Source organism: Streptomyces sp. NPDC055103, assembly GCF_053607625.1.
This window is the reverse complement of sequence record NZ_JBSGTX010000056.1, coordinates 16,338-32,155: the sequence shown is the minus strand read 5'-3', so window position 1 is coordinate 32,155 and position 15,818 is coordinate 16,338. Positions and strand designations below refer to the sequence as shown.

Annotated in this window: 11 protein-coding genes; 6 read left to right on the top strand and 5 right to left on the bottom strand. The window is 72.8% G+C overall.

Annotated features, from left to right (window positions below):
• The first annotated feature begins 61 nt into the window (after positions 1 to 61).
• The 4 genes from ACWFR1_RS29275 (at position 62) to ACWFR1_RS29260 (ending at position 5,313) form a co-directional block, all read left to right on the top strand.
• The gene (locus ACWFR1_RS29275) at positions 62 to 862 is read left to right on the top strand and encodes a tyrosine-protein phosphatase (RefSeq protein WP_453556357.1); all 801 of its coding nucleotides are present in this window, start codon (positions 62 to 64) and stop codon (positions 860 to 862) included.
• Between the two features lie 52 nt (positions 863 to 914).
• Entirely contained in the window at positions 915 to 3,263 is a 2,349-nt protein-coding gene (locus ACWFR1_RS29270; RefSeq protein WP_453556354.1) for a hypothetical protein, read from the top strand.
• Positions 3,264 to 3,376: 113 nt separating this feature from the next.
• The gene (locus ACWFR1_RS29265) at positions 3,377 to 4,261 is read left to right on the top strand and encodes a metal-dependent hydrolase (RefSeq protein WP_453556351.1); all 885 of its coding nucleotides are present in this window, start codon (positions 3,377 to 3,379) and stop codon (positions 4,259 to 4,261) included.
• Positions 4,261 to 5,313, top strand: a complete 1,053-nt coding sequence (locus tag ACWFR1_RS29260) for a PDR/VanB family oxidoreductase (RefSeq protein ID WP_453556348.1) — start codon at positions 4,261 to 4,263, stop codon at positions 5,311 to 5,313. The genes ACWFR1_RS29265 and ACWFR1_RS29260 overlap by 1 nt, the downstream gene beginning before the upstream one ends.
• A 20-nt stretch (positions 5,314 to 5,333) precedes the next feature.
• Here the strand turns inward: ACWFR1_RS29260 and ACWFR1_RS29255 are convergent, their stop codons facing one another.
• Complete coding sequence (locus ACWFR1_RS29255; RefSeq protein WP_453556346.1) at positions 5,334 to 5,765, bottom strand: hypothetical protein; 432 nt, start codon at positions 5,763 to 5,765, stop codon at positions 5,334 to 5,336.
• Positions 5,766 to 5,802: 37 nt separating this feature from the next.
• On the opposite strand from ACWFR1_RS29255, the gene ACWFR1_RS29250 reads away from it, so the two are divergent.
• Positions 5,803 to 6,537, top strand: coding sequence for a TetR/AcrR family transcriptional regulator (locus ACWFR1_RS29250; RefSeq protein WP_453556344.1), 735 nt, complete (start codon positions 5,803 to 5,805; stop codon positions 6,535 to 6,537).
• On the opposite strand, the gene ACWFR1_RS29245 is transcribed toward ACWFR1_RS29250, so the two are convergent.
• On the bottom strand, positions 6,522 to 6,854 hold the full coding sequence (locus ACWFR1_RS29245) for a 5-carboxymethyl-2-hydroxymuconate Delta-isomerase (protein ID WP_453556341.1): 333 nt from the start codon (positions 6,852 to 6,854) through the stop codon (positions 6,522 to 6,524). The two genes, ACWFR1_RS29250 and ACWFR1_RS29245, sit on opposite strands and share 16 nt — an antisense overlap.
• Positions 6,855 to 6,922: 68 nt before the next feature.
• Here ACWFR1_RS29245 and ACWFR1_RS29240 point away from each other — a divergent pair, with 68 nt between their 5' ends.
• Positions 6,923 to 7,456, top strand: a complete 534-nt coding sequence (locus ACWFR1_RS29240; protein WP_453556338.1) for a GNAT family N-acetyltransferase — start codon at positions 6,923 to 6,925, stop codon at positions 7,454 to 7,456.
• Here the strand turns inward: ACWFR1_RS29240 and pulA are convergent.
• From pulA to ACWFR1_RS29225, 3 genes are all read right to left on the bottom strand, one after another.
• Positions 7,443 to 12,743 (bottom strand): pullulanase-type alpha-1,6-glucosidase, encoded by a 5,301-nt coding sequence (pulA, locus tag ACWFR1_RS29235; RefSeq protein WP_453556335.1) that lies wholly within the window; start codon positions 12,741 to 12,743, stop codon positions 7,443 to 7,445. The two genes, ACWFR1_RS29240 and pulA, sit on opposite strands and share 14 nt — an antisense overlap.
• A gap of 70 nt (positions 12,744 to 12,813) precedes the next feature.
• Positions 12,814 to 14,532 carry a carbohydrate-binding module family 20 domain-containing protein gene (locus ACWFR1_RS29230; protein WP_453556333.1) on the bottom strand — a complete coding sequence of 573 codons (1,719 nt, stop codon included), beginning with the start codon at positions 14,530 to 14,532 and terminating at the stop codon, positions 12,814 to 12,816.
• A 135-nt stretch (positions 14,533 to 14,667) separates the two neighbouring features.
• A complete protein-coding gene (locus ACWFR1_RS29225; RefSeq protein WP_453556434.1) occupies positions 14,668 to 15,798 on the bottom strand; it encodes a LacI family DNA-binding transcriptional regulator in 1,131 nt (376 codons plus the stop codon).
• Positions 15,799 to 15,818 lie beyond the last annotated feature (20 nt).

Sequence of the window (15,818 nt, the reverse complement as noted above, 5' to 3'; positions counted from 1 at the left end):
CTCTTGCGGGCGATCCACTACGGTCAGCAGGAAAGTGGACGAATCGGAGGAAACGACGCCCATGACCGCCATCCCCGCCACGTCCGTCGCCAATCTCCGCGACCTCGGCGGTCTGCCCCTCGGTGACGGGCGTGCCGTGCGGGCCGGTCTCGCCCTCCGCTCCGCGCAGCTCGACCGGCTCGATCCGGCCGAGCCGGTGGTGGCGGCCCTGGGCATCCGTACGGTCGTCGACCTCCGGACGGAGAGCGAGCGGGGCGACCGGCCGGACCGCCTGCCGGCCGGCGCGCGGCTGCTCGTCGCGGACGTGCTCGCCGACCATCTGGCGGTCAGCGGGCTGCCGCCCGCCGCGCGCCTCAAGACCCTGCTCACCGACCCGGCGCTCGCCGAGGAGCACCTCGGCGGGGGCCGGGTGCGGGCGGCCTTCGGCCGCACCTACCGGACCTTCGTGTCCGGTGACTCCGCCCGCGCCGCGTACCGCGCCCTGTTGACCGAGCTGGGCACGCCGGGCGCCGGGCCCCTGCTCTTCCACTGCTCGGCGGGCAAGGACCGGACGGGGTGGGCGGCGACGGTCGTCCTGTCGCTGCTCGGCGCGGACGAGGAGACGGTGCGGGCCGAGTACCTGTCGGTCAACACGGCGGTGCGGCAGGCGTTCGCGCCGATGATCGAGGGGTTCACGGCCCAGGGCGGGGACCCCGAGCTGGCGCTCGACCTGATCGGCGTCCTGCCGGAGTACCTGGAGGCGGGGCTCGACGAGGTGGCGGTCCGGCACGGCTCGATGGAGAAGTACGTACGGGAGGGGCTCGGGGTGCCGGACGAGGTGACGGACCTGATCCGCGAGCGGCTGACGGTCCACGCGGCCTGAGGTCCCGCCAGGGCCGGGGTGACCATCGGAAGAATCGCTCGTTCTGCTGAATGTGAGCACCCAGGATCTCGATCCCTCGCCCGTGGGCCCCGTCGACGTCGAGCAGGCCGAGGCCGCGCTCGTCGAGCGCTATCCGCGCCTCGTGCGCATCGCCTACCTCGTCCTGCCGCCGACGCTCGGCCGCAACCGCCGTGTCCTGACGGCGCACGCGCTGGTCCAGCGTTCGCTGCCGCGCCGCCGGGTGCCGGGTCCGGCGGTTCCGGGGCCCCGGCGCACCGAGGACGCGGTCGATCCCGGTTACGCGTACGTACGGGGCGAGGTGCTGCGGCAGGCGCTGGTCGCCGGGCTGCCGCTGCGGCGGCGGGCGCTGCCGCGGCGGGCCCAGTTCCCGCCGCTGCTGCCGCAGGTGTGGGGGCTCCGGGTCTTCCCGAGGGTGGGCGGCGCGGACGAACTCGCCCTGGACCAGCGCCTGTCCACCCTCTCGGGCCCCGGCCGGGCGGCGTACGTGCTCCGTGGCCTGGAGCGCCAGGGCGACCCGGAGGTGCTGCGGGTCCTGGCCGCGGCGGGCGTCGACGACCCGTCGGCGGCCCTCGCGGAGGCGGACGCGCTCGACGCGGCGGAGGAGTACGCCGAGCCGCCCGCGTCACCGGGCACCGGCACGGAGCGCGGGCGCCCTGGCGGGTCCGGTGGCTCCGGCGGGTCCGGGGGTGCCGGTACTGCCGGTGCCCCCGACGCGCCCGGCCTCCTCGGCGGGGACGGTCGGGCCGCGCGGGTCGGTGAACAGGCCGGGCCCGGCAGGGCCGGGAGCCCGGGCAGGGCGGGCGGGTCCGGCCGGATCGCGGGCGCCTGGGCAGGCGGCGAGGACGCCGGCCCCGGCCCCGAGAGGCCCGGCCCCGAAGGGGCCGAATCCGAGAGACCCGGCCCCGACGGCGGCAGCCCGGAGGCCGGACGGTCCGGGCCGCCCCGAGATCCCGGAGATCCCGGCGGCGACGCCCGGCGGTCCGGCCGATACGGCGAGGCCGGGCGCGGGGCGCGGGGCGGGCGGCTCAGTGGGGCCGCTCTGCTGGAGTCCGCCGAGTTCGATCCCTGCTCCCTGCAGGCCCGGCCCACCGATCTGTTGCGGCGCCGACAGCACGCCCGCGCCGCGCTCGTGGCCGCCGCCGCGCTCGTCGTGTGCGGGACGCTGCTCGGGCTGCCCGGGGACGGCTGGGGCAGAAACGGTGCTGCCGCCCCCTCGTACGCCCGTAACCCCGCCGCCGAGGCCGCGCTCGACCCGGGTGCCGTCAAGCGCGTGCCGTCCGCCGCCTGGCCCGGGTCGACCCGGCACGACTTCTCGGTGTGGCCGGCGCGCGGCGGTCTCACCGGCGACCGCGCGCTGCTGACGCGGGCGCTCGCCGTGTGGGCGCGGCCCGGGCTCTCCGTGCACTCCTCGGCGACGCCCGGGACGCCCGTCGGGCCGCCGATGGGGCCGCCGCAGCTGCTGTTCGCGGGGGTCGTGGACGGGTCCCGGGTGGTGCTCTTCCACGACGGGCTGCGGGCCGTGCGGTACGCGGAGCCGACGGCGGGCACGACGGCGGGCGCCGCGCTGGACTTCGCGCGGACGGACGCGGCCGACGCCGTCGGTTCGGCCGCGCTCGTCGTCTCGCGGGCCTCGGGCAACGTCCGCTATCTGACGGCCCCTTGGGTGCGGGAGACGGCCGTACGGGATCTGCTCGCGCCCGCGAAGGAGCCGTGGCCGCTGGCCCGGGACGCGCACGGGGTCACCGAGCCGGTGCCGAGCCCCGCGCAGGCGAAGGAGTGCGGGCGCTGGAACAGCCTCCAGGTGCGGGACGGTTCGGGCACGCGGCTCCTCACCGACCTGGGTGAGCTGGCGCCCGCCCGGCTCCTGTGGGGGCCGCCGGACGCGCCGGCGGACGTGACGGGGAAGGAGGCCCGCGAGGCGTGGGCGCGGACGGCGTGCGGGCTGACGGCCGTACGGGCGCACGGGGTGCGGTCGGTGAACGCCTGGCGGTTCGCGCGGCAGCCGCTGCCCGAGGGCGCCGGGAGCGGCACCTGGGTGTGCACGCGCGCGGAGACCTGGCGCGGGACGGGCAGCCGGGTCCTCGCCCAGTTCCTGGTCCCGTCGCCGAAGGCGCCGGCGGCGCTCGCGGCCCGCTCCGAGGGCTCGCCCGCGTGCGGCGTGCGGGATCCCCGGGTCCTCGCGGGCGTGTTGTGGCAGGCTCCGAGCGGCGGGTGGTACGTCCTGGCGGCGGGCAGCCCCGACTTCACGTCGCTGGAGACCTCGGGCGGGGTGAAGGGTCGCGCGACCGGTCCGCTCCTGGCCGTGAAGGCGAAGGCGGGGGCGCGGGCGGATCTGGACGGCACCGTGCGGGGCGGCACCCGGGTGGCCGCGTTGCGCTGAGGACGCGGGAGCGCCCGGCCCTGATCCGCCGGACAGGTCCTGGGCGCCCGTACCGCCAAAAAGGCGGTGCGCAAGCCTGTTGCCATCGCCTTACCCCTCAGTACATTGACATCATGTCTAATACGCAGCCTGCACCGGTGGCGTCGGAACACGTCGAGCTCAAGGCCCGCAAGGTCTCCTTCGACTGGGCGGAGACCCCGCTCCACTGGGTTCCCGGCGACCCCTTCACCACGCACACGATCAACGTGCTGCACCTGCTGCTCCCGGCGGGCGAGCGGTGGTTCGTGCACGTCTACAAGCAGGCGTTGCCGTACATCACCGACGACAGGCTGCGCGAGGACGTCATCGGCTTCATCGGCCAGGAGGCCATCCACTCCCAGGCCCACGACGACGTCCTCCCCCACCTGCGGGCGCTGGGCCTCGACCCGACCCCGTACACCGCACAGGTCGACTGGTTCTTCGAGAAGCTCCTCGGGGACCGGACCCTGCCGCCGGGCCGGCCGCGCCGCTGGTGGCTGATGGAGCGGGTCGCGATGATCGCCGCCATCGAGCACTACACCGCCTTCCTCGGCAACTGGGTCCTCAACGCCGACGAGCTCGACCGGCGCGGCGCCGACCCCGTCATGCTCGACCTGCTGCGCTGGCACGGGGCGGAGGAGGTCGAGCACCGCTCGGTCGCCTTCGAGCTCTTCATGCACCTCGACGGCGGCTACCGGCGCCGCGCCCGCACCTGGGCGCTCGCCTTCTCCGCGCTCGTCTTCCTCTGGCAGCGGGGCGCCCGCTTCTTCATGGAGAACGACCCGAGCCTGCTCGACGGCAAGGCCTCCTTCGGCCAGTTCTACCGCAAGGGCCGGCAGGGCGTGCTGCCCTCCACCCCGGACATGCTGCGCTCGATACCCCGCTACCTCAGCCGCGCCTACCACCCCTCCCAGGAGGGCGACACCGCGCAGGCGCTGGCCTATCTCGCCTCCTCCCCGGGCGCCGGCGGAGGCCACTGATGCCCCGCCTGACCACCGTCGCCCTCGTCGCCGGTGCCGCGCTGATCGTCCGGCGCGCCGTGCGCCGCCGGATGTCCACGGCCCCGCTGTGGCCGATGCCCGCCCTCGACGTGCCCGTGTCCGGCTACGGCCGGGGCAGCACCGTCCCCCGCCGGGTCCTCGTGACCGGGCGCGCCACCCCCGCCGAGGGCGTCGTCGAACTGCGCCTGGAGGGCGCCGGGTTGCCCGCGTGGCAGCCGGGCGCCCATGTCGACCTCGTCCTGCCGTCCGGGCTCGTGCGGCAGTACTCGCTCTGCGGCGACCCGGCCGACTCCGGTACGTACACGGTCGCGACGCGCCTGATCGAGGACGGGCGGGGCGGTTCGCGCGAGGTGCACGAGCAGCTCCACGTGGGCACGGAGGTCGAGATCCGCGGCCCCCGCAACCGCTTCCCGCTCGTCGACGCCCCCGCGTACGTCTTCGTCGCCGGCGGCATCGGCATCACCCCGGTCCTGCCGATGGTGCGCGCCGCCGAGGCGGCGGGGGCGGACTGGCGGCTCGTGTACTGCGGGCGGAGCCGGGCCACGATGCCGTACCTGGAGGAGCTCCACGAGGTGGGCGGCGACCGCCTCACGGTCGTCGCCGAGGACGAGTCCGGCTTTCCCGAGCTTGACTTCCTCGCGCACGTGCCCGTCGAGACGGCCGTCTACTGCTGCGGGCCCGACGGGCTGATGGACGCGGTGGCCGCGTCGATGCCGGAGGGCCGGGCGCCGCGCCTGGAGCGCTTCTCCGCCGCCGCGCCGATCGGCGGCACCGCCTTCGAGGTCGAACTGCGCCGCTCCGGCCGTACGGTGACGGTGGCGGCCGACCAGTCGGTGCTGGCCGCCGTCCGCGAGGAGCTGCCCGGGATCACGTACTCCTGCCGGCAGGGCTTCTGCGGGACCTGCCAACAGCGGGTCCTGGAAGGGAAGATCGACCATCGGGACGAGCTCCTCACCGACGCGGAGCGCGCCGACTCGATGCTGATCTGCGTCTCGCGGTGCGCGGGGAAGCGGCTCGTCCTGGACCTGTAGGCCTCAGACCGACCGGGTCGTCACGGCAGGATCAGCCAGTCGAAGGCGAGGGCGGCCAGCAGGCCGCCCACCAGGAGCCAGGTGGCCAGCCGGGTACGGCCGTTGCGGGAGAGCTCGATCACGACGCCGCAGAGGATCATCGCGAGGCCGTACACGCCGACGACCAGGACGGACGTACGGCTCGCGAGGCGGATGACGAGGACCACGGCCATCGCCACGAGCAGGACGGACGCGGCGGCGACGCGGAGCCGCCGTGCCTGCTTGGGGGTGAGACCACCCGTCGCGGACCCCTCGTCGATGTCGTCGGACTCGTCGAGGTCGTCCGACTCGTCGAGGTCGTCGAGGTCGTCGAGGTCGTCGGACTCGTCGGGCTCGTCGGTTTCGGGGGCCTCAGGTGCCTCCGCGGCCTCCGGGGCCTCGACTGTCGGGGTGTCCTGGTCGGAAGCGCTCATGAAGCAGGAGCGTATCGGACCCCGTTAGGCTGTTCGTATGACGACCGGGGTACGCCGCAGGATGGGCGTCGAGGAGCGCAAGCAGCAGCTGATCGGGGTGGCTCTCGAACTCTTCAGCCACCGCTCTCCCGACGAGGTGTCCATCGACGAGATCGCCGCGGCCGCGGGGATCTCGCGACCGCTGGTCTACCACTACTTCCCCGGCAAGCAGAGCCTCTACGAGGCGGCGCTGCGGCGGGCGGCCGACGAGTTGGCGGCCCGGTTCGTGGAGCCGCCGCAGGGCCCGCTGGGGGCGCGGCTGCTGCGGGTGATGGGCCGGTTCTTCGACTTCGTGGACGAGCACGGGCCGGGTTTCGCCGCGCTGATGCGCGGCGGTCCCGCGGTGGGGTCCTCGACGACGAACGCGATGATCGACGAGGTGCGGCAGGCCGCGTACGAGCAGATCCTCGCCCATCTCAGGGTCGACAGGCCCTCGGCCCGGCTCGAACTGGTCGTCCGCTCCTGGGTGTCGCTCGCCGAGTCGACGGCCCTGCTCTGGCTGGACGGCCGCCGGATCCCGCGCGCGGAGCTGGAGTTGCAGCTCGTGCACGACTTCGCGGCGCTGGCCGCGGTGAGCGCCGCGTACGACGCCGAGATGGCGGAGATCCTGGTCGGCATCCTCGCCGACGAGCCGGCCGACGGCCCCTTCGGGGACCTGGTGGCCCGGCTCGCCGCGCTCGTGCCGGCGGTCGTCGCACCGGCGGCCGCCGTGCCCGATCAGCGCTTGCGGTAGGACGACTCGAGGTCGCGGATCTCGACGGAGAGCCGGACGTTCTCGGTCGCCTTGACGTATCTCGGCAGCAGGGCGAGGACGGCCTTGGAGAGCCGCGCCTTGGCGTCGTCCGTGCGGCCGTACAGCAGGGCGATCTCGACGTGGACGATGACGTCCTCGGTCGAGCCGTCGCCGACGACGGTCTCCTCGACCTCGCGGAAGCGGGTCTTGCAGGCGTCGAGCGTGGCGTTCACGGACTCGACGACGAGCGGGTGCAGGGCGAGCGCGAAGCCGCGCCGGTCGAGGGGCGCGGAGTAGTCCACGGTGATCTGCGGCATGGGGGTCACTCCCGGAAGAGGGGGATACGGATGTCGGATGCTTTGGCCACACCTTTACGGTGATCGCCATGACGACACAAGTGACCTTCCGGCAGGCGGACGACCGGGATCCGGCCCTTCTGGTGGGGCTGTTCGACGGGGCGGCCGACTGGATGGCACGGAACGGGATCGACCAGTGGAAACCGGGCGGGAAGAGCGCCGAGCACTTCCGGGGGCGGATCGCCGCCGGTGAGGTGTGGCTGGCCCTCGGCCGGGACCGGGCGGTCGGCGCGTACGAGCTGTGGTGGGAGGACGAGCAGGCCTGGGGCGCGCAGCCGCCGGTCGCCGGGTACGTCCACCGGCTGATGACGGACCGGGCGTCGGCGCCCGCGGGGACCGGCCGGGCGCTGCTCGCCCACGCCGAGGGGCGGATCGTGGCCGGCGGGCGGGCGGTCGCCCGTCTCGACTGCGTATCGAGCAACCCGCGGCTCCGTACGTACTACGAAGCCGCGGGTTACCGGGTCGTCGGCGAGGAGCCGGGGAAGCTCGCCGCCGACGGCACGCGCTACGGGGTCACGCTGATGGAGCGCTCGCTGGTGGAGCGGTCGATCACCGCGCCGTGAAGACCGCCACCGTCCTGGCGGGGACCGTGAAGGTGCCCGAACCGGCCTCGTAGGAGGCGGACTTCACGACCGCGTCAGAGCCGTTCGCCTGGACCGGGTGGAGGGCGTAGCCCTTGCCCGCCAGGCCGGCGGCCTGCTGTGTCTGTTCCCGCGGGGTCGCGTTGAGGACGACGACCAGGTCACCGAGGCGCATGGTGACGACGCCGGGAGTCTCGTCGCGGCCCGAGAGCGGGAAGGACAGGGCGGACTGGACCTGGTCCGCCGTGGCCAGCGAGAACACCGGCTCGGTCGTACGGATCTTCTGGAGGTCGCGGTAGGCCGCCGAGGCGCCGTCGATCTGCTCGCAGCCGACCGTGAGCGCCGGGTTCACGAGCAGCGGCTTCCCGTAGGACCACTTGGCCTTGTTGTCGGCCGCCGGGGGCAGGCCGCGGCCGAAGCCGTTGCCGTCGCGGCAGTCCCAGTGGATCGCGTTGAACCAGTCGCCGCTGTCGTAGGAGTTGCGGTCGAGGGACTTGGAGCGCAGCAGGTCCGAGCCGGCCTGGGAGAGCGCCGGGCCCTGCGAGAGGGTGGCCGTCGCCATGGCGAGGACCTGCATGCGGGCCCGGTCCGTGGCCGACGTGCCCGCCGGGAGCTTGAAGGCGAGCGCGTCGTACAGGGTCTCGTTGTCGTGGGCGTCGGCGTAGGCGAGGGCGTCGCCGGGGGCGGCGGCGTAGCCGGCCGGGGCGCCGTTGTAGTCGACCTGGCTGCCCTTGACCGTACGGCCCGAGGTGTCGGTGAAGGTGAAGTCGGCGAGGTTGCCGGTCAGGCCGACCTTGATCAGGTCCTGGTAGTGGAGCAGTCGGGCCTTCTGTTCGGCGGGAGTGCCGTTGGCCGTCGAGGAGTTGGGGTCGGTGAAGAGTCCGGAGGCGAAGCCCTGGACGCCCGGGTCCTCGTCGAAGGGGCCGCCGCCGCGCACGGCGTCGCGGGCGCGGTCGGAGAAGGTGGCGACGCCGGTGCCGGCCATGTTCTTCTGGGTGGCCTGGACGAAGCGGGAGTCGTCGGCGATCTCGCCGAAGTTCCAGCCCTCGCCGTAGAGGACGATCGCCTTGCCGTCGACGCCGTCGCGCGCGACGGTCAGCTCGTCCAGGGCCTTCCGTACGGCCAGGATGTTGGCCTTCGGGTGGTGGCCCATGAGGTCGAAGCGGAAGCCGTCGACCTTGTAGTCCTTGGCCCAGGTGACGACCGAGTCGACGACGAGCTTGCCCATCATGGCGTTCTCGGGCGCGGTGTTGGCGCAGCAGGTGGAGGTGGCGACGGTGCCGTCGGCCTGGAGGCGCTGGTAGTAGCCGGGGACGATCTTGTCGAGGACGGACTTGTCGGACTGTCCGGCGGCGACGGTGTGGTTGTAGACGACGTCCATGACGGTGCGCAGGCCGTTGCCGTTGAGGGCCTGGACCATCTGCCGGAACTCGACCGTGCGGCGGGTGCCTTCGGGGTCGGTGGCGTAGGAGCCCTCGGGGACGGTGTAGTGCAGGGGGTCGTAGCCCCAGTTGTAGGCGTCCTTGGCCGCGGCGGCGGTGACGCAGGCCTGCTGCTCCTCGGAGTCGGGGGCGTAGACCTTCAGGTCGCAGGCGGGTGCGGTCTGCCCGGACTTCTTCTCGGGGATGGTGCCGATGTCGAAGGCCGGGAGGAGGTGGACGTAGGAGGTGCCGGAGTCGGCGAGCGCCTTGAGGTGCTGCGAGCCCTTGCTGTCCTTGTCCGTGAAGGCGAGGTAGGTGCCCCGGTGGTCGGCCTTCGCCGTCGGGTCCGCGACCGAGAAGTCGCGGATGTGGAGCTCCTGGATCTGGGCGTCCCGCAGCGGTACGGCGGCGGGCTTCTTCAGGGTTCCCCAGCCCTGCGGCTTCAGGGCCGCGTCGGAGAGGTCGACGGCGAGGCTGTGGGCCGAGTCGGTGGTGAGGGCGGTGGAGTAGGGGTCGGTGACCTGGTTGACCACGACCTTCTGGACGGTCGGGGCCCAGACCTTCACCGCGTAGCGGTACGGCTTGCCCGTCCAGGACTTCGGGCCGGTGACGGACCAGACGCCGGAGCTGTCGTCGCGCCGCATGGGCACGGTCCGGCCGTCGAGTTCGAGGGCGACGGACCGGGCGGTGGGGGCCCAGAGGGAAAGGGTGGTGCGGCCGTTGCGGAAGACCGGACCGAGGGCGGCCCCTGTGGCCTTCTTCGCGTACAGGTCGTCGAGGACGCCGGCGGTCTGGACGCCGGTGGCGGCGAGCAGGGCGCCGTTGGCCGCCCGCTGGGTGGCGATGAGCTGGCCGCGCAGGGAGGCGCGGGTCCGGTCGGCGTCACGCGGGTCGACGGTGAAGGCCGGGTAGTCCTTGAGGTGCGGGTACTTCGCCTTCTGGGCGTCGGTCAGCGCCGCCTGGTTCAGCCGGAGCCACTGGCCCTCGCTGCTGAGGGCGCCGTCGGTGACGGTGATCCCGCCGTCCTTCGCGTACACCAGCTGCTGGCTGGTGGCGTCGGTGGTCTTCACCTTCCAGACGACGGTGTTCCGGTCGATCCACTGGGCCTCGGCCTTGGTGAGGTCGAGGTTCGGGGCGCCGCCGACGGTCGGGAGCAGGTACTTCTGCTGTCCGGCGAGCGTCCAGATCTCGTGGCCGTAGGTGGCGAGGTCGAGGGACTGGTCGGTGGGCAGGTCCTTCTCGTCGCCCTTGTGGAGGATGTACGAGAGGGAGGTCGCGCCCTGGGCGAGCGGCACCTCGTAGACGGCGCCGTACGCGTCGGTGCGGACCGGCAGGAGGGGCTTGGACCAGTCGGTGGGCTGGGCGGCGCCGGTCCAGGTGTGGAGGCCCCAGCCGTCGTAGTTCCCGTCCGCGCGCTGGTAGTGGATGACGGCCTTGGTCTTGTCCTGCGGGGCGGGGGCCGGGTTCGTGTCGGACTGGCCTTCGGCGCCCTGCGTGATCCAGACCTCGCCGGTGCGGCCGAGGGTGATGCTCCGCTGGGGGCCGTCGGCGGCGCCGTCCTTCTCGACGGTGTAGGCGACGGTGGACGCGCCTTCGGGGACCTTGACCCAGGCGAAGGCGCCGTGGGCGTCGCGGCCGGTGAACGCGGCCTCCTGGCCGGCGGCCTTCAGGGTCCAGCCGTCGTAGTTCCCGTCCGGGCGCTGGTAGTGCACGACGGCGTGGGTGCGCTCGACGGCGACCGGCTTCTCGGGTGCGGGGACCTGTCCGGCGGTGGTGGTGGCGGTGGCGCTCGCGGTGCGGCCGGAGCTGTCGACGGCGACGGCCTTGTAGCGCAGGGCGGTGCCGGCGGCGGCGGTCACGTGCTGGGTGACCTTGTAGGGGGCGTGGTCGGCGGTGCCGAGGACCTGCCAGGGGCCGTTGCCGGTCTGGGCGGCGAAGACGACGCGGTTGAGGCCGCCGCCGGTGACGTCGGCGCTGAGCTCGACGGTGCCGGTGGCGCCGACGGCCGGGGCGTCCAGGGACAGGGTGGGGCCGGTGGCCGGGGCCGGGAGGGGCTTGTCGGCCTTGAGGACCAGGGAGGAGAGGGCCGGGACGGTGACGGTGACCTTGCCACCCGCCGCGACGTACGCGCCCTGACCCCCGTACAGGGCGCGGAAGTCCGCCGAGTCGACCGGGATGGTGACGGTCTTCTCGGTGGTGGCACTGTTGGTGGCGACGAGGTACTCGGTCCGCGTCCTCGCGTCCGTACGGGAGAAGGCGTAGACGGAGCCCTCGGCGAGCCGCTCCTGCTGGACGCCGTCGCGGAGGGCGGGGTGCGCCTTCGTGAGGCGCGACAGTTCGGCGACGGACGTGTAGACGGGGTGCTTCGTGTCGTACGCGTCGGTGGCGTGGGTGCGGTCGGTGCCGAGCTGGTCGTCGTCGAGGTAGTCGGCGGCCTGGGCGGCGAAGAGGGGCTGGCGGGCGTCCTTGTCACCGCCGGCGCCGGTGAAGCCCTGCTCGTCGCCGGAGTAGATCACCGGGTTGCCGCGGGACAGGAACATGAGCTCGTTGGCGAGCTCGGCCCGGCGGACGAGTTCGGCGTCGGAGGCGTTCGGGTTGTCCTGCTTGAGGAAGGTGCCGATGCGGCCCATGTCGTGGTTGCCGAGGAAGGTCACCTGCTCGTAGGCGTTGGCCTTGTCGGTGGTGTACCGGTAGTCCTCGGCGAAGACCTTCGCGAGGCGGTCGGCGCCGGCCCCTTGGGAGGCGAAGGCGCGGGCCGCGTCCTGGAAGGGGAAGTCGAGGGTGGCGTCGAGCCGGCCCCGGGTGACGTAGGGGGCGGTGACGGTGGTGTCGGCGGAGTAGACCTCGCCGAACATGAAGAAGTCCTCGCGGCCCCGCTCCTTGGCGTACGCGTCGAGGGCGGTGGCCCACTGCGTCCAGAAGTCCAGGTCGACGTGCTTGACCGTGTCGATGCGGAAGCCGTCGATCTTGAAGTCGCGGACCCACGTCTCGTAGATCCTCTTCATGCCCTCGACGACCTCGGGGCGCTCGGTCCACAGGTCGTCGAGGCCGACGAAGTCGCCGTACTCGGCGGACTCGCCGGCCCAGGTGGAGTCGCCCCGGTTGTGGTACATCGTGGGGTCGTTGAGCCAGGCCGGGACCTTGGTGCCGGCCTTCTCGGCGGAGGCGACGGGCGTGTACGGGAAGGAGTCCGCGTCCACCTTCCCGATCGCGGCCCGGTCGTCGAAGGGGCGGCCGTCCTTGTCGAGGTACGGGTAGGCGCCCTTGGGGCGGTAGCCGTACTTCTTCTCGGCGTAGTCGACGGTGTCGGCGGTGTGGTTGGTGATGACGTCGAAGAAGACCTTCATGCCCTTGGCGTGGGCGGCGGCGATCAGCTTCTCCAGGTCCTCGTTGGTCCCGAAGTGCGGATCGACCTGGGTGAAGTCGGTGATCCAGTAGCCGTGGTAGCCGGCGCTCGCGTCCTTGCCCTCGCCCTGCACGGGCCGGTTCTTGAAGATCGGCGCCATCCAGATGGCGGTGGTCCCGAGGCCCTTGATGTAGTCGAGCCGCTGGGTCAGGCCCTTGAGGTCGCCGCCCTGGTAGAAGCCCTTGTCGGCCGGGTCGAAACCGGTCTGCGTACGGCTGCCGGTGAGGCCGCCGCGGTCGTTCGAGGTGTCGCCGTTGGCGAACCGGTCCGGCAGCACGAAGTAGAACTGCTCGCGGGTGAGGTCCTGGCGGGCGGGCTGGGCCGCGAGCGTCCGGTCGGAGGGCGGCGCGGGGGGCCTGGGCGCGGCGGCCGCGGGGACCGCGGGCACGAGGGCCGCGCAGAGGGCGGCGGCCAGCGCGACCGCTGTTCTCTTGGGTGTCACGGGGGTGCTCCCTGGAGGTACGGGAAGGGGGGCCGCCCCGTTGGGGGCGGCCCTGCGGAGAGGGGGAGGCTCAGTTGCGGAAGGTGTCGTTCAGGACGATCTGGCCCGAGGCGGGGACGGTCGCGGTGCGGTTGGCACCGGACTCCCACGTGACGTTCCCCGCGGCGTCCTTGCGGATGTACTTGTACTCGAAGGCCGTGCCGGCGGGGAGGCCGACGGCGAGCTTCCAGTCGGGGTACGTGGCCGGGTCGAGCTTCAGGGCGGCGGCGGTGGACCAGTTGCCGAGCTCGGCGCGGTTACCGGTGACGTAGATGTTCTGGCCGACCACGGTGGTGGCGGTGACGTTGAACGAGGCGCCGGCGGTGGCGGGCGGGGTCGTCGGCGGCGGCGTGGTGGGGGTGGTGCCGCCGCAGCCGGTGGCGTCGACGTGCAGGGCCAGGGCCGTGTTCGCGGCGAGGGTGGCCGTGAACTGGCCGGACGAGTTCACCGTCACGGGCGTGTTCGACTGGACGTCGCAGTAGGTGCCGCCGGGGAGGGCGGTCTGGTAGGTGCGGGTGAGCGCGGAGGACTCGTGGTTGATGGCCACGTACGCCTTGGAGCCGCGACCGAACGCGATGGCGTTGTTGCCGTTGTCCCACCAGTTCGTGACGGCCTGGCCGCGCGCGGTGTTGCGGAAGGCCACCATGGAGGAGATCTCGCGCCAGGCGTGCTGGCACTTCCAGCCGTCGGCGTAACAGGCGTTGACCTGACCGCCGTTGGGCGGGCCCGCGTCCTTGTCGGTCCACTCGTATCCGGAGTGGACGTCCGGAGAGCCGTAGGGCCAGGCGAGCGCGAAGACGGAGGCGAGGGTGTAGTTCGCGCCGTCCTTGTAGGAGAGGGTGTCTCCGCCGCGCTCGGTGTCGTGGTTGTCGACGAAGACGCCGGACTGGCCGGAGGGCATGTAGCCCCAGGCCTCGCCGAAGTTCTTGAGGTAGGCGAGCTTCTCGCTCTGCACGATGCGCTTGAGGTCGCGGGCGTAGCGGAACTCCTGGACGTCTCCGCTGCCGAGGTACTCGCTCGGGGAGACGGCTTCGCCGGCGCCGTGGATGGCCTCCAGCTTCCAGTACACGTTCGGGTTCGTCAGCCGGGACTTGATGTTGGCGAGGTCGGCGGCCGGCATGTGCTTGGCGGCGTCGATCCGGAAGCCGTCGACGCCCAGCGAGAGGAGGTCGTTCAGGTAGCCCGCTATCTTGCCGCGGACGTACTCCTCGCCCGTGTCGAGGTCGGGGAGCTGGACGAGTTCGCAGTTCTGGACGTTGCCGCGGTCCCCGTAGTTGGTGATCGAGGAGCGGCAGTCGTCCATGTCGGAGCCGGACCAGAGACCCGGGTAGTCGTACTTGGAGAACGGGGTCCCGCCCGTTCCCGTGCCGGAGCCGTTCGCCATGTGGTTGATGACGGAGTCGGCCACGACCTTGACGCCCGCCGCGTGACAGGCGTCGATCATGTTCTTGAAGGCGGTGCGGTCGCCGAGACGTCCGGCGATCTTGTAGCTGACCGGCTGGTACGAGGTCCACCACTGGCCGCCCTGGAGGTGTTCCTGGGGCGGGGAGACCTGCACGTATCCGTATCCGGCGGGGCCCAGGCGATCGGTGCACTCACGGGCGACCGAGGCGAAGTTCCATTCGAACATCACCGCGGTGACGTCCTTCTCGCCGGGCGGGGTGGCCTGCGCCGGGGTGTTTCCCGTGACGGCCACAGCGGCGGCTCCCGCCACGAGGGCGAGTGCAGCGGCCACGGTTCTTCTGGCCATGCTTCCTCCTGTGCGACGTCGGTGTCGCAGTCGGTGTAGCAAGAAGTTGCCGAAAACTTCAGCAACTGTTTTCAGCCGTGACCGTACGAGTGCCCCGGCGCCCGGTCAACCCTCCGGACACCTCAACGCAAGTTGTTACGAAAGGACTTGCGGAACCACCTGCGAAAAGGCCGCCGGGGCCTTGGCCGGCGGCTGCGCGGTGGAGCCGCGGACGACCAGTTCCGGCTGGAAGACGAACTCCGTGCGCTGCACCGGATTGCCTTCGATCTCCTCCAGGAGCGCGCCGACGGCGGCCGTCGCCATGGCCTGGACCGGCTGGCGCACGGTGGACAGCGGCGGGCTGGTGAAGGCGATCAGGGGCGAGTCGTCGAAGCCCACGACGGAGACGTCCCTTGGCACGTCGAGACCGCGGGCGCGGACGGCGCGGATCACGCCGAGCGCCATCAGGTCGGAGGCGCAGACGATGCCCGTGCACCCCTCGCGGAGCAGGATGTCGGCGGCGGCGTGGCCGCCCTCGACGCCGAAGAGCGTGGGTCTGATGAACCGTTCCGCGTCCGCGCGTTCGACGCCGAGGAGTTCGTACAGCTCGGCGGCGAAGCCCTCGGCCTTGCGGCGCGAGGGGACGTAGCGGGTGGGGCCGATGGCGAGCCCGATCCGCTCGTGGCCCAGCTCGACGAGGTGGCGTACGGCCATGCGGGCCGCGGCCCGGTCGTCGGGGGAGACGAAGTTGGCGTCGATGTTCTCGTTGTAGCCGTTGATGAGGACGTACGGCACGCCGCGGGCGGTCAGCCGGGCGTAGCGGGCCGGGTCGGCGGAGGCGTCCGCGTGCAGGCCGGAGAGGAAGACGATGCCTGCCACCCCGCGCTCCACGAGCTGCTCGACGAGCTCGTCCTCGGTGGCACCGCCGGGCATCTGGGTACAGAGCACCGGGGTGTAGCCGTGCCCGGCGAGGACCTGCTCGACGACCTGCGCGAACGCCGGGAAGATCGGGTTGGTCAGCTCGGGCACGACGAGCCCGACGAGGCCCGCGCTGCGGCGTTTGAGGCGTACGGGACGCTCGTAACCGAGCACGTCGAGGGCCGCGAGCACCTTGTGCCGGGTCGCGCCGGCCACCCCCGCCTTGCCGTTGAGGACCCGGCTGACGGTGGCCTCGCTGACCCCGGACTGGGCCGCGATGTCCGCGAGCCGCGGGGGGCCGGTTGCGGGGGCCCCCGGCCGGGGGGTGGTGACACCCCCCCCCCCACGGGGGGGGGGGGGGGGCCCCAGGCCACGGCGGGGACGATCCG